Genomic DNA, 14,031 nt, shown 5'->3' with positions numbered 1-14,031 from the left:
GGCCGGCCGGGCCGCTACCGGGGCCGCTCGCCCCTGCCGTCGACGACCGCGCGCCGCAGCACCGCGGTGAGGCCGGTGATGGTGCCGGCCGGCCTGCTGGGACCGTCCTCGACCATGTAGCTGCGCTCGCCCAGATAGTCGAACGTGCGCGGGTCGAAGATCCATTCTCGCCGCTCGCCGAGATGCTCGAACGCCACCGCGATGCCGTGCCGCCCCGCGCCGTCGACCGCGTCGTCGACCAGCACCACGCCGGGTATCCGGGCGGCGGTGCGGTAGAGGGTGACGTAGGTCCGCGGCGGGAGCATGGTCTCGCGCATCGTCTCGCCGATCCAGTCGAACGCCGAGTAGTCCGGCCCCGGCCCCTGGCCCTCGGTCTCGGCATAGATCCTGGGCAGCAGCTTCGCCGGATCGGTGGGCAGGCTCGCGTACGTGCCGTTCGCGGTCGAGGCGTAAACGTCGAAGGTCTCCTCTCCGTCGTGGACGAAGGCCTGGTAGCCGCGCTGGGGCAGCCACATCTCCCGGATGCGCACGGTCTCCAGCGCGGGCTTGATGACGGGGTGGGACGGCCAGTAGGCGGTGCCGGGCGCCAGGTCGGCGGGGGGCGGTTCGAAGGTCGTCTGCTCGAAGGCGACCCGGCTGCGGATGTAGACGAACTGGTCGGCGCGGATCGCCACGGCCGGCGGGAGCGACGCCCTGGCGGCGGCCGCGTCGGCGCGGGCGGCGACCCCGGCGGCGTGCACCGGCGGCAGCGCGATGACCGGCGGCGGCGTAGCGCTCGGCGCCGGCATGGGTTGCGGCCCGCCGCGCAGCGCGACGCCCGCCAGCACGACGATCACGGTGACCAGCGCCGCGGCGGCGGCCGGCACCAGCGCCGTCATGCGGCGCGGCGCCCGGCGTGGTTCGCCGATCTCCCGTAGGAAGGCGTCTTTGAGCACCCGGCCGCGGGCGGCGGACAGGGCCGGGTCGCCGGGTGGCGGCAGCAGGCGGGTGAGTTCGTCGCGCTGTTCGGTGTTCATCGGGTCGTCTCCCGCCTCGTCGGTGCGGACTGCCGGGCGTTGCGCAACTCGGTCTCGGCGAGGGCCCGCAGCCGGGTCCGGGCCCGGGACAGCCGGGACCGCACCGTGCCGACCGGCACGCCCAGCGCCTCGGCGGCGGCCGCGTAGTCCAGGCCGGACCAGACGCAGAGGGTGAAGACCTCACGTTCGCCGCGGCGCAGCCGGCCCAGCGCGGCGGCGGCCGCCCGGAGCTGCTCGGCGTCGCGCAGCCGGTCGACGACCTCGTCGGAGAAGTCCGGCACGGTGTCGCGCAGCGGCAGCCGGGCGAGCGCGGCCTGGTGCCGCCGGGCCGCGCGCCGGGTGTTGCGCAGCACGTTGGTGGCGATGCCGAGCAGCCAGGGCAGCACGCTGTCGCCGTCGGGCCGCAGCCGCGCGCGCAGCCGCCACGCCTCGTGGAAGGTCAGCGACACCACGTCCTCGGCGGTGCTCCAGTCGGCGGTCACCCGCACGGCGTGGCGGTACACCGCGCCGGCGTGGTCGTCGAAGAGCCGGCCGAAGGCCGCGGCGTCCCCGGCACGCAGCCGCGCTCTCATCGGTAGGTCCACACTCAGTCCTGTCCGCGGGCGTGACCCGGTTCCGGTGACCTGGGTCACACTCCCAGCACGAGGCGGCGGATCACCGGGGCGGCGTCGCCGGTCGCCAACAGCACCACCCGGGTGCGCCGCCGCGCCGCGGCGTCCTCGGTCACCCGCCCGTCCGGCCCGATCCGGAGCCCGAGCTCCGGCGCGTCGAGCGGCAGCAGGTCACCGGTGGCGATGCCCGCCGCGAGCGGGTCGTGCAGCGGCACCCGGCGCTCGCCGAGCCGGGTCTCGTAGTGGTCGAGGTAGGCGACCAGCATCGCCGCCAGCGCCGCCGTCAGCGCGGTGCCGTGCGCCGCCAGCAGGGCCCGGTCCCGCTCGCCGAACCGGTGCCGCATGGTGACGTCCAGCGGCACGAGCGTCACCGGCCAGGCCGCGTCGAGCACCTCGGCCGCGGCGGCGGGATCGTTGGCGATGTTCGCCTCGGCGTGCCCGGTGATGTTGCCCGGCACCCGGACCGCGCCGCCCATGACGGTCACGGTCCGTACCAGCTCGGCCAGGCCCGGCTCCCGGCGCAGCGCGAGCGCGAGGTTGGTCAGCGGCCCGGTGGCCACCACCCGCAGCTCGCCGGGGTGCCGGCGGGCCGCCTCGATCAGCAGGTCGGCGGCGTCGCCGCCGGCCGGCTCCCGGTCCGCGCGCGGCAGTTCGATCCCGCCGATGCCGTTGCCGCCGTGTACCCGCGCCGCGCCGCCGGCGTAGCTGCCGCCGAGCGGGTGGTGCGCGCCGGCGGCGACCGGTATGTCGTCGCGGCCGGCGAGCGCGAGCAGGTCGAGGGTGTTGCGCGCGGCCTGCCCGGCGCCGGTGTTGCCGCTGACCGTGCCGACGGAGCCGAGCGCGGCGCCCGGGCGCCCGAGCAGCAGCGCCAGCGCGAGCGCGTCGTCGATCCCGGTGTCGCAGTCGAGATGGAACGGGGTCATCCGGTGATGATGGCGGACCGCGGTTGGCGCCGTCGCCCCTGGGTAACTACCACGTGTATGACGCAGTACGGAATCCACGCCTCGCACGAGCAGATCCCGCCCGCCGACCTCCTCGCCGCGGTCGTCGCCGCCGAGCGCGCCGGCTTCGAGGCGGCGATGTGCTCCGACCACTTCTCGCCGTGGAGCGCCCGGCAGGGCCAGTCGGCGTTCGCCTGGTCCTGGCTCGGCGCCGCGCTGCAGGCGACGAATCTGTCCTTCGGCGTGGTCAACGCGCCCGGCCAGCGCTACCACCCGGCGATCATCGCCCAGGCGATCGGCACCCTCGGCGCGATGTTCCCGGGCCGGTTCTGGGCCGCGCTGGGCAGCGGCGAGTACAGCAACGAGCACGTCACCGGCGGGCCGTGGCCGCGCAAGCAGGTCCGCGAGGCCCGGCTGCTGGAGTGCGTCGGCGTCATCCGCGACCTGCTGGCCGGCGAGGAGGTCACCCGCGACGGCCTGGTCACCGTCGACCGGGCCCGGCTCTGGACCCGCCCGCCGCAGCCGCCGCCCCTGATCGGCGCCGCGGTCAGCACGCGGACCGCCGCGTGGTGCGCGGGCTGGGCCGACGGCCTGGTCACCGTGAACGCGCCGGAGGAGCAGCTGCGCGCGATGATCGCGGCGTACCGGGACGCGGGCGGCCGCGGCCCGGTGTGCCTGCAGGCGCACCTGAGCTGGGCGCCGACCGAGGCCGAGGCCGAGGCGATCGCGCACGACCAGTGGCGCAGCAACATCTTCCCGCCGCCGGTCTGCTGGGACACCGAGACCGTCGAGCACTTCGACGTGATCTCCGAGCAGGTGACCATCGAGCAGGTGCGCCAGGTCGTCAACGTCTCCGCCGACCTGGAACGGCACGCCGCCTGGCTGCGCGGCTACGCCGAGTTGGGCTTCGACCGCGTCTACCTGCACCACGTCGGCCAGGACCAGCTGCCGTTCATCGAGGCCTTCGGCGCCAAGGTCCTGCCGGCCCTACGCTGATCAGCCCGGCGCGGACAGCTCGTTGTAGCCCGGCGCGCGCTCCTGGCCGGAGAGCGCGCCGATCGCGTCCATGATGGCGTCGGTCGCCTCGCGGCGGGCCCGGGCCGCCCCGCCCGCCGGCGGCGCGAAGCGCAGCGGCGGGCCGAACCGCACGGTCACCCGCCCGGGCCGCGGCAGCCGGGCACCCACCGGCTGCACCCGTTCGGTGCCGAGGACCGCGACCGGCACGACCGGCGCGCCGGAGGCGAGCGCGAGCCAGGCCACCCCGGTCCGGCCGCGGTAGAGCCGCCCGTCGCGCGAGCGGCTGCCCTCGGGATGGATGCCGAACGCCCGCCCGTCGCGCAGCACCGCCAGTGCCGTCTCGAGCGCCGCCTGCGCGGCCCGGTGCGCGCCGCGCGGCACGGCGATCGCGCCGACGGCGAGCAGCGTGGTGCCCAGCAGCCGGCCCTTGAGGCCGGGCCGGTTGAAATACTCCTCCTTGGCCAGGAACGCCACCGGGCGCGGCGACACCAGCGGGATGAGGAAGCTGTCGAGCGCCGACAGGTGGTTGGCGGCCAGGATCACCGGGCCGTGGCCGGGCACGTGCTCGCGGCCTTCCACGGTGGGCCGGAACATCAGCCGGGACAGCGGCACCAGCATCGCCCGGGCGATCCGCGTCAGCATCTCAGCGCTCCACATAGGCGTCGACGGCCGCGCACAGCAGCGGCCCGGGGTCGTCGGTGTCGACGGTCATCTGCAGGCTGCCCCACAGCCAGAGCTGGGCGATCCCGTGCAGGTTGGCCCAGAGCGCCCCGGCGGCGACGGTCGCGTCGCCGGCGCCGGGCCGGGCCCGGCCGACCAGCTTCACCAGTACGGCGAAGAGCGGCTTGGTGGCGGCGCGCAGACCCTCCTGGTTGCCGCGCAGCAGCTCGTGCCGGAACATCAGCTCGAACATGCCGCGCTCGGTGCGCGCGAAGTCGAGATAGAGCCGCCCGAGCGCGAGCAGCCCGTCGCGCGGATCGCCGTCCACCTCGAGCGCGCCGATCCGCTCGCTCAGCCGCTCGTAGCCGACCCGGGCGACGGCGGCCAGCAGATGCCGGTGCGTGGGGAAGTAGCGCCGCGGCGCACCGTGCGACACCCCGGCGCGCCGCGCGATCTCCCGCAGCGACAGCGCCTCGGTGCCCTCGGCGGCGACCAGCGCGACCCCGGTCTCGACGAGGCGGGCACGTAACTCATCGGGCATGGAGAATGTCTACCAGCACGCGTAGACAGTGTCTACCTGTCCGCCGGTGATCTACGATCCACCGGTGGGATCTCGGGCGAATGTCGCGGTCAGGCAGAACGGCGAGTGGACGCACGGCGGCAGCAACGGGATGGGTTACAGCCTCGACGCATGGCTCGCGCTCGGTCCCGATCCCGCTCTGGCGGTCATGCGATCGTTTCCCGCGTGGAAGCGGGACGAGTGGCAGGCCGAGTCCTCGTGCGAGGCGGGGGCGCTGATCGACCTCGACGCCGACGATCTGCTGGTCTTCCTCAACGTCGACTACGACCGGCGCCTCGCCGCCATGGCCGGGTATCGGCGTACCTGGCCGGGCTGGACGATCCGCTGGGCCTTCGACGGCATCGCCGACGTGACCGGCGCGCTCGGCCTGGACCGGGCCGTCGTCGAGCCTGAGCCGTGGGACCACACCGACCTGTTCCGGTGGGGTCGTGCGGGCGCCGCCGAGCCGTTCGAACCGCGCTACCTGGTCACGGTCGGCGACACCGCGTACGGCTTGGACGTCTGGGCGGTGCAGCCGTGGCAGATCGGTCCCGACCTGCTCGATCAGCTGACCGGCCTCCCTCAGCCGTCGGCCTGGGGTCAGGTGCCGCGCGGTGGACTGCACCTGGATCCCACCGCTCGCCGTGCCGGTGTCTGGTCGATCGAACCGGTCCTCGGCCTGCGCGAGCGGTTCGCCGACCGCTGGCCGGGCTGGACCCTCGAGTTCTGGGAAGACCGCTACCAGGAACAGGAACGCCGGTGCGCCGGGGCGTTCCGCTTCCCCGACCCGGCTCCCGCCGTCGAGCGGTGCGGGGACGACCTCGCGTGGCGGGCGATGGAGCATTGGCTCCCGGCAACCGTGGAGTGCGGCGACAGCCGGCCCAAGCAGTACGGGAATCGTGATCCGCTCTACGGCATGGGTGACGCCGGGCTGACCATCGCCGAGCTGCAACGACTCGGGGAACTGCTACTCGGCCCCGGCCACCGGAGCCGGCCCTTGGACGTCGCCGCGTACGCGCGTCGCCACTACGGAGACTGAGCACCGCCCGGCGCTCTCCCGGTTCAGTCGCGGGGGATCGGCGGTGCCCAGTGCGGGCGGGGGATGAGGCAGAACGGGTGGCCGGCGGGGTCGGCGAAGACGTTCGGGCCGGGTAGCTCGGTCGCGCCGAGGCGCAGTACCGCGGCGCGGGCCGCCTCGATGTCCTCCACCATCACGTCGAGGTGGAGTTGCTGGGGGAGTGCGGGGTCCGGCCAGGTCGGCGGGCGGTGGTCCGGCGCGCGCTGGAACGCCAGCCCGGACGCCCGGTCGCTGACGGAGACGACGGCGAAGTCCTCGTCGCGGTAGGTGATCTCCTGGCCGAGCAGCCGGCTGTAGAACGTGGCCAGCGCCAGGGGGTCGGGGCAGTCGAAGATCACGTGGTGCGTCCGGCCGATCGGCATGGTTCCTCCCGGGGTCGTGTCGAGAACGGTGAGGCGGGCACGACTCATGAGCATGACGAAGTTCCTGCTGATCCAGCACCACGTCGCCATGGGCACCTGGGCGCCCGCCGACATCCGGCGCCACTACGAATACCAGGCGTCGCTGGACGACGAGCTCGCGGCGGCGGGTGAGCTGGTGGAGACGCAGGGGCTCGCGGGCCTCGCCCGCCTGGTCACCGGCGACGGCGTGGCCGCGGCGGGCGGGATGCCGGTGCTGGCCGGGTACCGGGTCGTCGACGTGGAGTCGCAGGAGCGGGCCCTGGCTATCGCGGCCCGGGCCGCGGCGGCGCCCGGGCCCGGCGGGGCGCCGCTGTGTCAGCCGATCGACGTCCGGCAGCTGCTGACGCCGTGAGAGCGCTTTCTCGGCGAAACCGGTTCCGTGCCCGAGATTCGGGACCCTGGCATGGGAAAGCGCTCTCCGGCAGCGGATCCTTTCGCCATCCTTAAGTTGGTCGATGTCTGCTTGCGTTCACCGCGTTTAAGTTTGATAACTGTTAAGTCCTCTTCCGGTTACATCCCCACCCGGAGTCCGTCATGCGCAGATCCCCCAGCCGCGCGCTGCTCGCCGCCGGCACCGTCGTCGTCGCCGTCCTCGCGGCGGTCGCCGCCGCGATCGCCGCGCCCCAGGCCGCCACCGCCGCCGTCTTCAACCATCCGGGCGTGCTGCTCAGCCGCGCCCAGCTCGACTTCGTCAAGGGCCGGGTCGCGGCGCAGGCACAGCCCTGGACCGCTGCATACCAGCAGATGACGGCCAGCCGGTACGCCTCGCTGTCGCGTACGCCGAAGCCGCGCGCGACCGTCGAGTGCGGCTCGTACTCCAACCCGAACTACGGCTGCACCGACGAGCGCGAGGACGCCATCGCGGCGTACACCGACGCGCTGGCCTGGTACATCACCGGAAACCCGGCGTACGCGGCCAAGGCGATCGAGATCATGGACGCCTGGTCCGCCACCATCCGGAACCACACCAACAGCAACGCGCCGCTGCAGACCGCCTGGGCCGGCTCGGTGTGGCCCCGGGCCGCGGAGATCATCAGGTACACCTACCCGAGCTGGCCCCAACAGGCGCGCTTCGCCACCATGCTGCGCACCGTCTACCTGCCCGTGGTCATCCCCGGCATTCACAGCAACGGCAACTGGGAGCTGTCGATGATGGAGGCCGCGGTCGGCATCTCCGTCTTCCTCGACGACCGCGCCAGCTACGACCGGGCCGTCAACCGGTTCAAGCTGCGCGCCGCCTCCTACGTCTACATCGCCGCGGACGGCGCGCAGCCGAAGTACCCGCCGGCCGGCGGCATCGACACCCGCGCCGAGCTGATCAGCTACTGGCAGGGCCAGAGCACGTTCGTGGACGGCCTCTCCCAGGAGACCTGCCGCGACTTCACCCACACCGGCTACGGCATCTCCGCGATCGCGCACGTCGCCGAGACGAGCCGCATCCAGGGCGGCGACCTCTACCCCGAGCTGCAGGACCGGCTGCGGCACGCGCTGGGCTTCCACACCAAGTTCGAGAACGGCGTCGCGGTGCCGGCGAACATCTGCGGCGGCAGCGTCACCCGGGGCCTCGGACCGGTCACCGAGGTCGCCTTCAACGCGCTGCACGACCGCCTGGGCATCGCGATGGCCAACACCGAGACGTACACGGTCGCCCGGCGCCCGCAGGGCAGCAACAACCTCTTCGTCGCGTGGGAGACCCTCACCCACGCCGGCAACCCCGCCTGATCCCCGAAAGGTCTCCATGAATCCCCCCGCAAAGCGCGTCGCCGCGGTGCTGGTCTCCGCCCTGGTCGTCGTGGCGCTCGGCATCGCCGGCGTCACGAGGGCCGAGGCGGCCACCACCGGCACCGTGGTCAGCTCCGCCAACGGCAAGTGCCTCGACGTCACCGGCGGCTCGACCGCCAACGGCAACCTGCCGCAGATGTGGACCTGCTCGGCCGGTCCCAACCAGACCTGGACGCACGGCGACGACAAGTCGCTGCGCGGCCTGGGCAAGTGCCTCGACGTGGCCAACAGAGCCGTGAACGACGGCGCAGTCGTGCACCTGTGGGACTGCTTCGCCGGGCTGACCAGCCAGCAGTGGACGTACACGGCCGGGCGTGACCTGGTCAACGTCAAGGCGAACAAGTGCCTCGACATCAAGGACAACAACCTCGCCGACGGCGCGAAGCTGCAGCTCTGGACGTGCGGCGGCGGCGCCAACCAGAAGTGGACGGTCTCCGGCGGCCCGACCGTCCCGCCGACGACCGTCCCGCCGGGCAGCGGCAACCCCGACCTCGGCCCGAACGTGACGATCTTCGACCCGTCGATGTCGCAGTCGACCATCCAGAACCGGCTCAACACCGTCTTCAACCAGCAGGTGGCCAACCAGTTCGGCAACGCGCGGTACGCGCTGCTGTTCAAGCCGGGCTCGTACAACGTCGATGCGAACGTCGGCTTCTTCACCCAGGTGGCGGGCCTGGGCCTGACCCCGGACGCGGTGAACATCAACGGCGCGGTGCACGCCGAGGCCGACTGGTGGCCGGACGGCTCGCAGAACGCCACCCAGAACTTCTGGCGCTCGGCCGAGGGCCTCTCGGTGACGCCGCCCGGCGGGCTCGACCGGTGGGCCGTCTCGCAGGCCGCGCCGTACCGCCGGATGCACGTGCGCGGCAACCTGGCGCTCTCCGACGGCGGCTGGTCCTCCGGCGGCTGGATGTCCGACACCAAGATCGACGGGCAGATCCAGTCCGGCTCGCAGCAGCAGTGGATCACCCGTAACTCGCAGCTGGGCTCCTGGTCCGGCTCGAACTGGAACCAGGTCTTCGTCGGCACCTCCGGCGCGCCGGCCAACAGCTTCCCGAGCCCGCCGTACACGACGGTCAACCAGACGCCGGTGGTCGCGGAGAAGCCGTACCTGTACGTCGACTCGGCCGGCGCCTACCAGGTGTTCGTGCCCGCGCTGCGGACCAACTCCGCCGGCACCACCTGGGCGAACGGCAACCCGGCCGGGCAGTCGCTCGCGATCGGCACGTTCTTCGTGGTCCGGCCGGGCGAGACCGCGGCGAACATCAACGCGGCCCTGGCCGCGGGCAAGAACCTGCTGGTGACGCCCGGCGTGTACAACCTCAACCAGACGATCAACGTGACCCGGGCCGGCACCGTCGTGCTCGGCCTCGGCCTGGCCACGTTCGTGCCGCAGAACGGCATCGCCGCGATGACGGTCGCCGACGTCGACGGCGTGCGCGTCGCCGGGCTGCTCTTCGACGCCGGTACCACCAACTCGCCGGTGCTGATGGAGGTCGGCCCGAGCGGCTCGTCGGCGAACCACGCCGCCAACCCCACGGTGCTGTCCGACGTGTTCTTCCGGATCGGCGGCGCGATCGCCGGCAAGGCGTCGGTGAGCCTGCGCATCAACAGCGACAACGTGATCGGCGACCACGCCTGGATCTGGCGCGCCGACCACGGCAACAACAACACGGTCGGCTGGAACATCAACACGGCGGCGAACGGCCTGACCGTCAACGGCGACAACGTGACGTTCTACGGCCTCTTCGTCGAGCACTACCAGCAGTACCAGACCGTCTGGAACGGCGAGAACGGGCGCACGTACTTCTACCAGAACGAGATGCCCTACGACCCGCCGAACCAGGCCGCCTACATGAACGGCTCGACGCAAGGCTGGGCGGCGTACAAGGTGGCCGACTCGGTCGACAACCACGAGGCGTGGGGCCTGGGCTCGTACGCGTACTTCAACGTCAACCCCAGCGTGGTCAACGCCCGCGCGTTCGAGGTGCCGGTGAAGTCCGGCGTCCGGTTCCGCAACATGGTGACGGTGTCGCTCGGCGGCACCGGCACGATCTCGCACGTCATCAACAACACGGGCGCCGCGGTCAACAGCGGCCACCAGGTCACGCACCTGGTCAGCGGTCCATAGCCGACCGGCACGGCCCGCCGGAAGGCGGGCCGTGCCGGCCGTACAGTCGGCACCTGATGGATGTCGTGTGGGAGATCGTGCTCCGATGACCGGTGATCTGTCGTCGACGCTGCTGCCGGCCTCCGCGGCGGCGTTCCTGCTGGCGGTGTTGTCCGCGGTGGCGGGTTTCGGCGGTGGGGTGTTGCTGTTGCCGGTGTTCACGGCGCTGTTCGGGCTACGGGTGGCGGTGCCGATGCTGACGTTGACGCAGGTGTCGAGCAACGCGTTCCGGGTGTGGCTCAATCGCGGGGAGCTGCGTTGGCGGTTGATCGGCTGGTTCGCGGTGGGTGCGGTGCCGCTCGCGGTCGCCGGTGGGCTGTTGCTGGCGCACGCACCGCTGGGGCCGCTCAAGCGGCTGCTGGGCGGGTTCCTGATCGCAGTGGTGATCTGGCGGCGGTGCAATCCGCATCCGCGCAGGCCGACCGATCGCAGCTTCGCCGCGGTGGGGGCCGCCTCCGGGCTGGGCTCGGCGTTGCTCGGCTCGGTCGGACCGTTGACCGCGCCGTTCTTCCTGGCGTACGGGTTGACCCGCGCGGCGTACATCGGCACCGAGGCGGCCGGTGCGATGACGATGCACCTGTCGAAGCTCGCCGCCTACGGCGCGGGGGATCTGCTGGCCGGCCGGGTGCTGCTGTTCGGGGTGGCGTTGACGCCGGCCACGTTGGCCGGGGCGTGGGTGGGTAAAAGGATCGTCGGGCGGATCAGCGACCGGGTGTTCGTGATCCTGGTCGAGATCGGCCTGCTCGCCGCGGGCGTGCTGTTCCTGGCCGGGTTGTGACGGCGGCACCGGTGCAACCGCGACAACCCGACCGACCTTCAAGGACAGGACTAGCGCTTCCAGAACGCCTTGCGCGCGGGCGGCGGCGCGAACGCCTCCAGGGTCGCGCGGGCCAGGGCCCACTTCTCCTCGAGGCCGCCGCCGGCCCGCAGCCGCTCGACCAGGTCGCGCAGGCCCTTCAGCTCGTCGCCGGGCACCCCCTCGAGCAGGGCGCCGAGCCGGCTCGCCAGGTCGGCGAGCAGGTCGCGGCGTTCGCGCGCCGGGCGCCCCTCGGCGTCGCGCAGCCGGCCGGCCTCGACCTCGACGACGGCGCCCAGGTCGGTCACCGTCGGGCCGGCGCTCTTGCGCGCCGCGGCGCGGCCGGGGCGGCCCGGCGCGGCGAGGCCGGCCGGCATCGCCGCGAACGGCGCCGGTCCGCTGCGCGCCATGGGCGCGAAGCCGGCGCCGCCGGGCGCGGGCGGCGGCAGCGGCGCGGCGGCCTCGGCGAGCGCGAACGGCGGCGGCGCCACCGCGCACGGGACGGCCGTCGCCTCGTCGAACATGTCCCAGCCGGACGGCGCCTCGACGGGCTGGGTCACCCGGCGGGTCTGTCCGCCCTCGTTGACCACCCGGCTGTCCACGGCGACGAACGCGGTGAACCGGCACAGCACCCCGTGGCGCAGGGAGGTGGCGACGATGCTCTTCTCCAGGTCGCTCTCGCCGGCCGCGTACCGGTCCTCGAGCTCGCGCAGGCGGGACCGGGCCCACTGGGCGGTGACGGCCGGCTCGGCGCTGTGCCGCACCGGGACCCGGCGGACGAACTCCCGCTCGTCGCCGTCGCGCCCGCGCACCGTCAGGGCGGCGCCCGCCGCGCCGCTGTAGCGGCCGAAGACCACCAGCGGCACGCCGGGGAAGACGGTCCGCGGCGCCGCCGACTCGACGGTGAAGCCCTCGCCGGTGATCGTCACGTCGGTGAGCGCGGGCGCGGCGATGCGCCGGTGAATCTGCTCCATCGCCTCGTCGAGGCGGTCCTCGCTCTCCACCAGCTCGCAGCGGCCGGCGCCGAGCGCGGCGAGCCGGCCAAGGAACCCGGCGTTGACCGCCCGGTCGATGCCGACCGTGTGCACCCGGGTGGTGCCGACCAGCGGCGTGATCTCGGCGAGGATCTGGTCCTCGTTGCCGACCTGCCCGTCGGTGACCAGCACGAGGACCCGGTCCCGGCCGCTGGAGTCGGCCAGCAGGGCCAGCCCCTCGCGCAGCGGGGTGAGCAGCTCGGTGCCGCCGCGGGCGTCGGCGCGCGACAGGTGCTCGACCGCGCGGAAGCGGTGCCGGTCGCTCGCGTCGCTCAGGCCCCCGCCGAGGTCGGCGGGCCGGTCGACCTGGTGGTCGAAGGTGAGCACCGCGAAGCGGTCGCCGGCGGTGAGGGTGTCGACCACCCGGGCTGCGGCGCGGCGGGCGGCGACCATCTTCCAGCCGCCCATGCTGCCGGAGCGGTCCAGCAGCAGCACGACGTCGCGCTCCCGGGCGGTGCCGGCGTCGTCCGGCGGCACGAGGACCAGCTGGTAGGTGCCCTCGGCGCCGTCGGGCACGTACACCGCGCCGGAGCCGTCGCCCGCGTACGGCAGGCGCAGGATGAAGTCGCGGTCGGCGCGCTCGCCCGGCGCGATCTCGATCCGGGTGCCCTCGCGGGTCACGGTGTGCAGGCTCGAGCGGATCTCGCCGAGCCCCAGCCCGGCCGGGTCGACGTCGACGCCGAGGGTGAGCCGCAGCGGGTTGGGGAACCCGGGCAGCAGCACCGGGGGAGTGATGCGGGAGGCGTCCGGCACCGCGTCGGTGTCGACGGCCTGCCCCGAGCCGACGGCCGGGCCGGGCAGCGGCGTGCCCGGCACGTAGCGCGGGGCGACGACCAGCGGGAACCGGAACGTGGCGGCGCCGTCCTCCCAGGGCAGCGGCCCGACCAGGACCAGCTCGACGGTGACCCGCTCGCCCGGCAGGATGTTGCCGGCCCGCATCGTGAAGACGTCGGGGCGCTCCTCCTCGGCGATGGACGCGCGCCGGCCGGACTCGATCGCCCGGTCGTAGGCCTCCCGCGCCGCCGCGCGCTCGCGCAGCTCCGCCGCGACCGTGCGCCCGTCCGCGGTCATGGTCATGCCCGTCACCGCGGCGCGGTCGGGCAGCGGGAAGACGTAGGTCGCCTCGAGCGCGGTGTCGAAGGCGTTGACGAACTCGGTGGTCACCGTCGTGCGGGCGACCAGCCCGCTGATCGCGGCCCGCACGTCGAGGCGGTCCAGCGGGAGGTTGCCGCGGTCGGTGCGCAGGCAGCCGAGGCCGGCGTCGGGCAGGATCCGGATCCGCTCGATCTCCGCGGCATCCATCGGCGTGACGGAAAGGGTCATGACGGGCTCCCATCATCGGGGTTCTCGCAGGTCAGCAGGCCGCGTTCGGCGAGGAGTTCGAGCAGGGGCCGCGCGGCGCCGGCGATGGCGGCGTAGTCGGCGGCGCCGGGGGACACCGGGAGGACCAGGATCGCGCCGCCGCCCAGTGCGACGCCGCCCACCGGGCGTGCCGTCGAGCTGGCCGGCGCGGGGGCCGGCGCGGCGGCCCAGAACCGCGGGCGCGCCGGGCTGTCGGACACCCCGGGCGCGTCGGAGACGGTCAGCAGTTCGTCCGGCACCCGGGCGACGAGCCGCAGGTCGGCGTCCGCGGCGCCGGCGAGCTCGGCCTGGATCGCGGCGAGCGAGTGCCCGTCGGCCTGGCGGCGCTTGAGCGCCACCAGCTGCAGCAGGTGCCGCGGTCCGTAGAGCGCCGTCCGCCCCCGCATGCCGGCGGGGCGGTCGACCAGGCCGGTCGTCGTGTACCACCGGATGGCGCGGCGGTCGGGCACGTCGCGGATCCGGCCGTTGGGCGCGCCGGGGTACTCGGCGGCGAGGGCCCGGCCCACCCGCTCCACCAGCTCGTCCATCGTCCACATGCCCGTAATGCTGACACTGTTTCATTGACAGTGTCAATGTTTTTCCCGGCCGATTTCGCTTTGCCGGG

The 14,031-nt window shown here is 73.7% G+C and carries 14 protein-coding genes; 6 read left to right on the top strand and 8 right to left on the bottom strand.

Annotated features, from left to right (window positions below; all coding sequences use genetic code 11):
* Positions 1-14: 14 nt before the first annotated feature.
* The 3 genes from ACIBSW_RS24435 to ACIBSW_RS24425 are packed head-to-tail and all read right to left on the bottom strand — an operon-like array spanning position 15 to position 2,550.
* Complete coding sequence (locus tag ACIBSW_RS24435; RefSeq protein ID WP_354730529.1) at positions 15-1,016, bottom strand: CU044_5270 family protein; 1,002 nt, start codon at positions 1,014-1,016, stop codon at positions 15-17.
* Positions 1,013-1,588 carry an RNA polymerase sigma factor gene (locus ACIBSW_RS24430; protein WP_354730531.1) on the bottom strand — a complete coding sequence of 192 codons (576 nt, stop codon included), beginning with the start codon at positions 1,586-1,588 and terminating at the stop codon, positions 1,013-1,015. Before ACIBSW_RS24430 ends, ACIBSW_RS24435 begins: the two co-directional genes overlap by 4 nt.
* 56 nt (positions 1,589-1,644) lie before the next feature.
* Positions 1,645-2,550, bottom strand: coding sequence for a nucleoside hydrolase (locus ACIBSW_RS24425; protein ID WP_354730533.1), 906 nt, complete (start codon positions 2,548-2,550; stop codon positions 1,645-1,647).
* 57 nt (positions 2,551-2,607) lie between these two features.
* Between ACIBSW_RS24425 and ACIBSW_RS24420 the strand changes: the two genes are divergently transcribed.
* Complete coding sequence (locus tag ACIBSW_RS24420; protein ID WP_354730535.1) at positions 2,608-3,564, top strand: TIGR03885 family FMN-dependent LLM class oxidoreductase; 957 nt, start codon at positions 2,608-2,610, stop codon at positions 3,562-3,564.
* On the opposite strand, the gene ACIBSW_RS24415 is transcribed toward ACIBSW_RS24420, so the two are convergent.
* Both ACIBSW_RS24415 and ACIBSW_RS24410 read right to left on the bottom strand, forming a co-directional pair.
* Positions 3,565-4,227: a lysophospholipid acyltransferase family protein gene (locus tag ACIBSW_RS24415; RefSeq protein WP_354730537.1), complete on the bottom strand. Its 663-nt coding sequence runs from the start codon at positions 4,225-4,227 to the stop codon at positions 3,565-3,567.
* A gap of 1 nt (position 4,228) precedes the next feature.
* Positions 4,229-4,786 (bottom strand): TetR/AcrR family transcriptional regulator, encoded by a 558-nt coding sequence (locus tag ACIBSW_RS24410; protein ID WP_404799446.1) that lies wholly within the window; start codon positions 4,784-4,786, stop codon positions 4,229-4,231.
* Between the two features lie 64 nt (positions 4,787-4,850).
* On the opposite strand from ACIBSW_RS24410, the gene ACIBSW_RS24405 reads away from it, so the two are divergent.
* Positions 4,851-5,843, top strand: coding sequence for a hypothetical protein (locus tag ACIBSW_RS24405; protein WP_354730801.1), 993 nt, complete (start codon positions 4,851-4,853; stop codon positions 5,841-5,843).
* Positions 5,844-5,866: 23 nt separating this feature from the next.
* Here the strand turns inward: ACIBSW_RS24405 and ACIBSW_RS24400 are convergent, their stop codons facing one another.
* Positions 5,867-6,298 (bottom strand): VOC family protein, encoded by a 432-nt coding sequence (locus ACIBSW_RS24400; RefSeq protein WP_404799445.1) that lies wholly within the window; start codon positions 6,296-6,298, stop codon positions 5,867-5,869.
* Here ACIBSW_RS24400 and ACIBSW_RS24395 point away from each other — a divergent pair.
* From ACIBSW_RS24395 to ACIBSW_RS24380, 4 genes are all read left to right on the top strand, one after another.
* The gene (locus ACIBSW_RS24395) at positions 6,291-6,635 is read left to right on the top strand and encodes a hypothetical protein (RefSeq protein WP_404799444.1); all 345 of its coding nucleotides are present in this window, start codon (positions 6,291-6,293) and stop codon (positions 6,633-6,635) included. The genes ACIBSW_RS24400 and ACIBSW_RS24395 overlap by 8 nt on opposite strands.
* 182 nt (positions 6,636-6,817) lie before the next feature.
* Positions 6,818-8,005 (top strand): alginate lyase family protein, encoded by a 1,188-nt coding sequence (locus ACIBSW_RS24390; RefSeq protein ID WP_354730741.1) that lies wholly within the window; start codon positions 6,818-6,820, stop codon positions 8,003-8,005.
* Between the two features lie 16 nt (positions 8,006-8,021).
* Positions 8,022-10,196 carry an RICIN domain-containing protein gene (locus ACIBSW_RS24385; protein ID WP_354730743.1) on the top strand — a complete coding sequence of 725 codons (2,175 nt, stop codon included), beginning with the start codon at positions 8,022-8,024 and terminating at the stop codon, positions 10,194-10,196.
* 85 nt (positions 10,197-10,281) lie between these two features.
* Entirely contained in the window at positions 10,282-11,013 is a 732-nt protein-coding gene (locus ACIBSW_RS24380) for a sulfite exporter TauE/SafE family protein (protein WP_354730128.1), read from the top strand.
* 50 nt (positions 11,014-11,063) lie between these two features.
* On the opposite strand, the gene ACIBSW_RS24375 is transcribed toward ACIBSW_RS24380, so the two are convergent.
* Together ACIBSW_RS24375 and ACIBSW_RS24370 are read right to left on the bottom strand one after the other, a co-directional pair.
* Positions 11,064-13,388 (bottom strand): VIT domain-containing protein, encoded by a 2,325-nt coding sequence (locus tag ACIBSW_RS24375; protein WP_354730126.1) that lies wholly within the window; start codon positions 13,386-13,388, stop codon positions 11,064-11,066.
* Positions 13,385-13,963: a MerR family transcriptional regulator gene (locus ACIBSW_RS24370; protein WP_354730124.1), complete on the bottom strand. Its 579-nt coding sequence runs from the start codon at positions 13,961-13,963 to the stop codon at positions 13,385-13,387. The genes ACIBSW_RS24375 and ACIBSW_RS24370 overlap by 4 nt, the downstream gene beginning before the upstream one ends.
* Positions 13,964-14,031 lie beyond the last annotated feature (68 nt).

The organism is Actinoplanes sp. NPDC049668 (assembly GCF_044465445.1).
Taxonomy (GTDB): domain Bacteria; phylum Actinomycetota; class Actinomycetes; order Mycobacteriales; family Micromonosporaceae; genus Actinoplanes.
Note: the sequence above shows the minus strand (reverse complement) of the source record. Positions and strands in the feature narration are given on the sequence as shown.

Coding starts and splice junctions, on each gene's coding strand:
- ACIBSW_RS24430 (WP_354730531.1), bottom strand. CDS start 1,588: ATGAGAGCGCGGCTGCGTGCCGGGGACGCCGCGGCCTTCGGCCGGCTC.
- ACIBSW_RS24370 (WP_354730124.1), bottom strand. CDS start 13,963: ATGTGGACGATGGACGAGCTGGTGGAGCGGGTGGGCCGGGCCCTCGCC.
- ACIBSW_RS24400 (WP_404799445.1), bottom strand. CDS start 6,298: ATGCTCATGAGTCGTGCCCGCCTCACCGTTCTCGACACGACCCCGGGA.
- ACIBSW_RS24380 (WP_354730128.1), top strand. CDS start 10,282: ATGACCGGTGATCTGTCGTCGACGCTGCTGCCGGCCTCCGCGGCGGCG.
- ACIBSW_RS24410 (WP_404799446.1), bottom strand. CDS start 4,786: ATGCCCGATGAGTTACGTGCCCGCCTCGTCGAGACCGGGGTCGCGCTG.
- ACIBSW_RS24415 (WP_354730537.1), bottom strand. CDS start 4,227: ATGCTGACGCGGATCGCCCGGGCGATGCTGGTGCCGCTGTCCCGGCTG.
- ACIBSW_RS24420 (WP_354730535.1), top strand. CDS start 2,608: ATGACGCAGTACGGAATCCACGCCTCGCACGAGCAGATCCCGCCCGCC.
- ACIBSW_RS24375 (WP_354730126.1), bottom strand. CDS start 13,388: ATGACCCTTTCCGTCACGCCGATGGATGCCGCGGAGATCGAGCGGATC.
- ACIBSW_RS24425 (WP_354730533.1), bottom strand. CDS start 2,550: ATGACCCCGTTCCATCTCGACTGCGACACCGGGATCGACGACGCGCTC.
- ACIBSW_RS24390 (WP_354730741.1), top strand. CDS start 6,818: ATGCGCAGATCCCCCAGCCGCGCGCTGCTCGCCGCCGGCACCGTCGTC.
- ACIBSW_RS24385 (WP_354730743.1), top strand. CDS start 8,022: ATGAATCCCCCCGCAAAGCGCGTCGCCGCGGTGCTGGTCTCCGCCCTG.
- ACIBSW_RS24395 (WP_404799444.1), top strand. CDS start 6,291: ATGAGCATGACGAAGTTCCTGCTGATCCAGCACCACGTCGCCATGGGC.
- ACIBSW_RS24435 (WP_354730529.1), bottom strand. CDS start 1,016: ATGAACACCGAACAGCGCGACGAACTCACCCGCCTGCTGCCGCCACCC.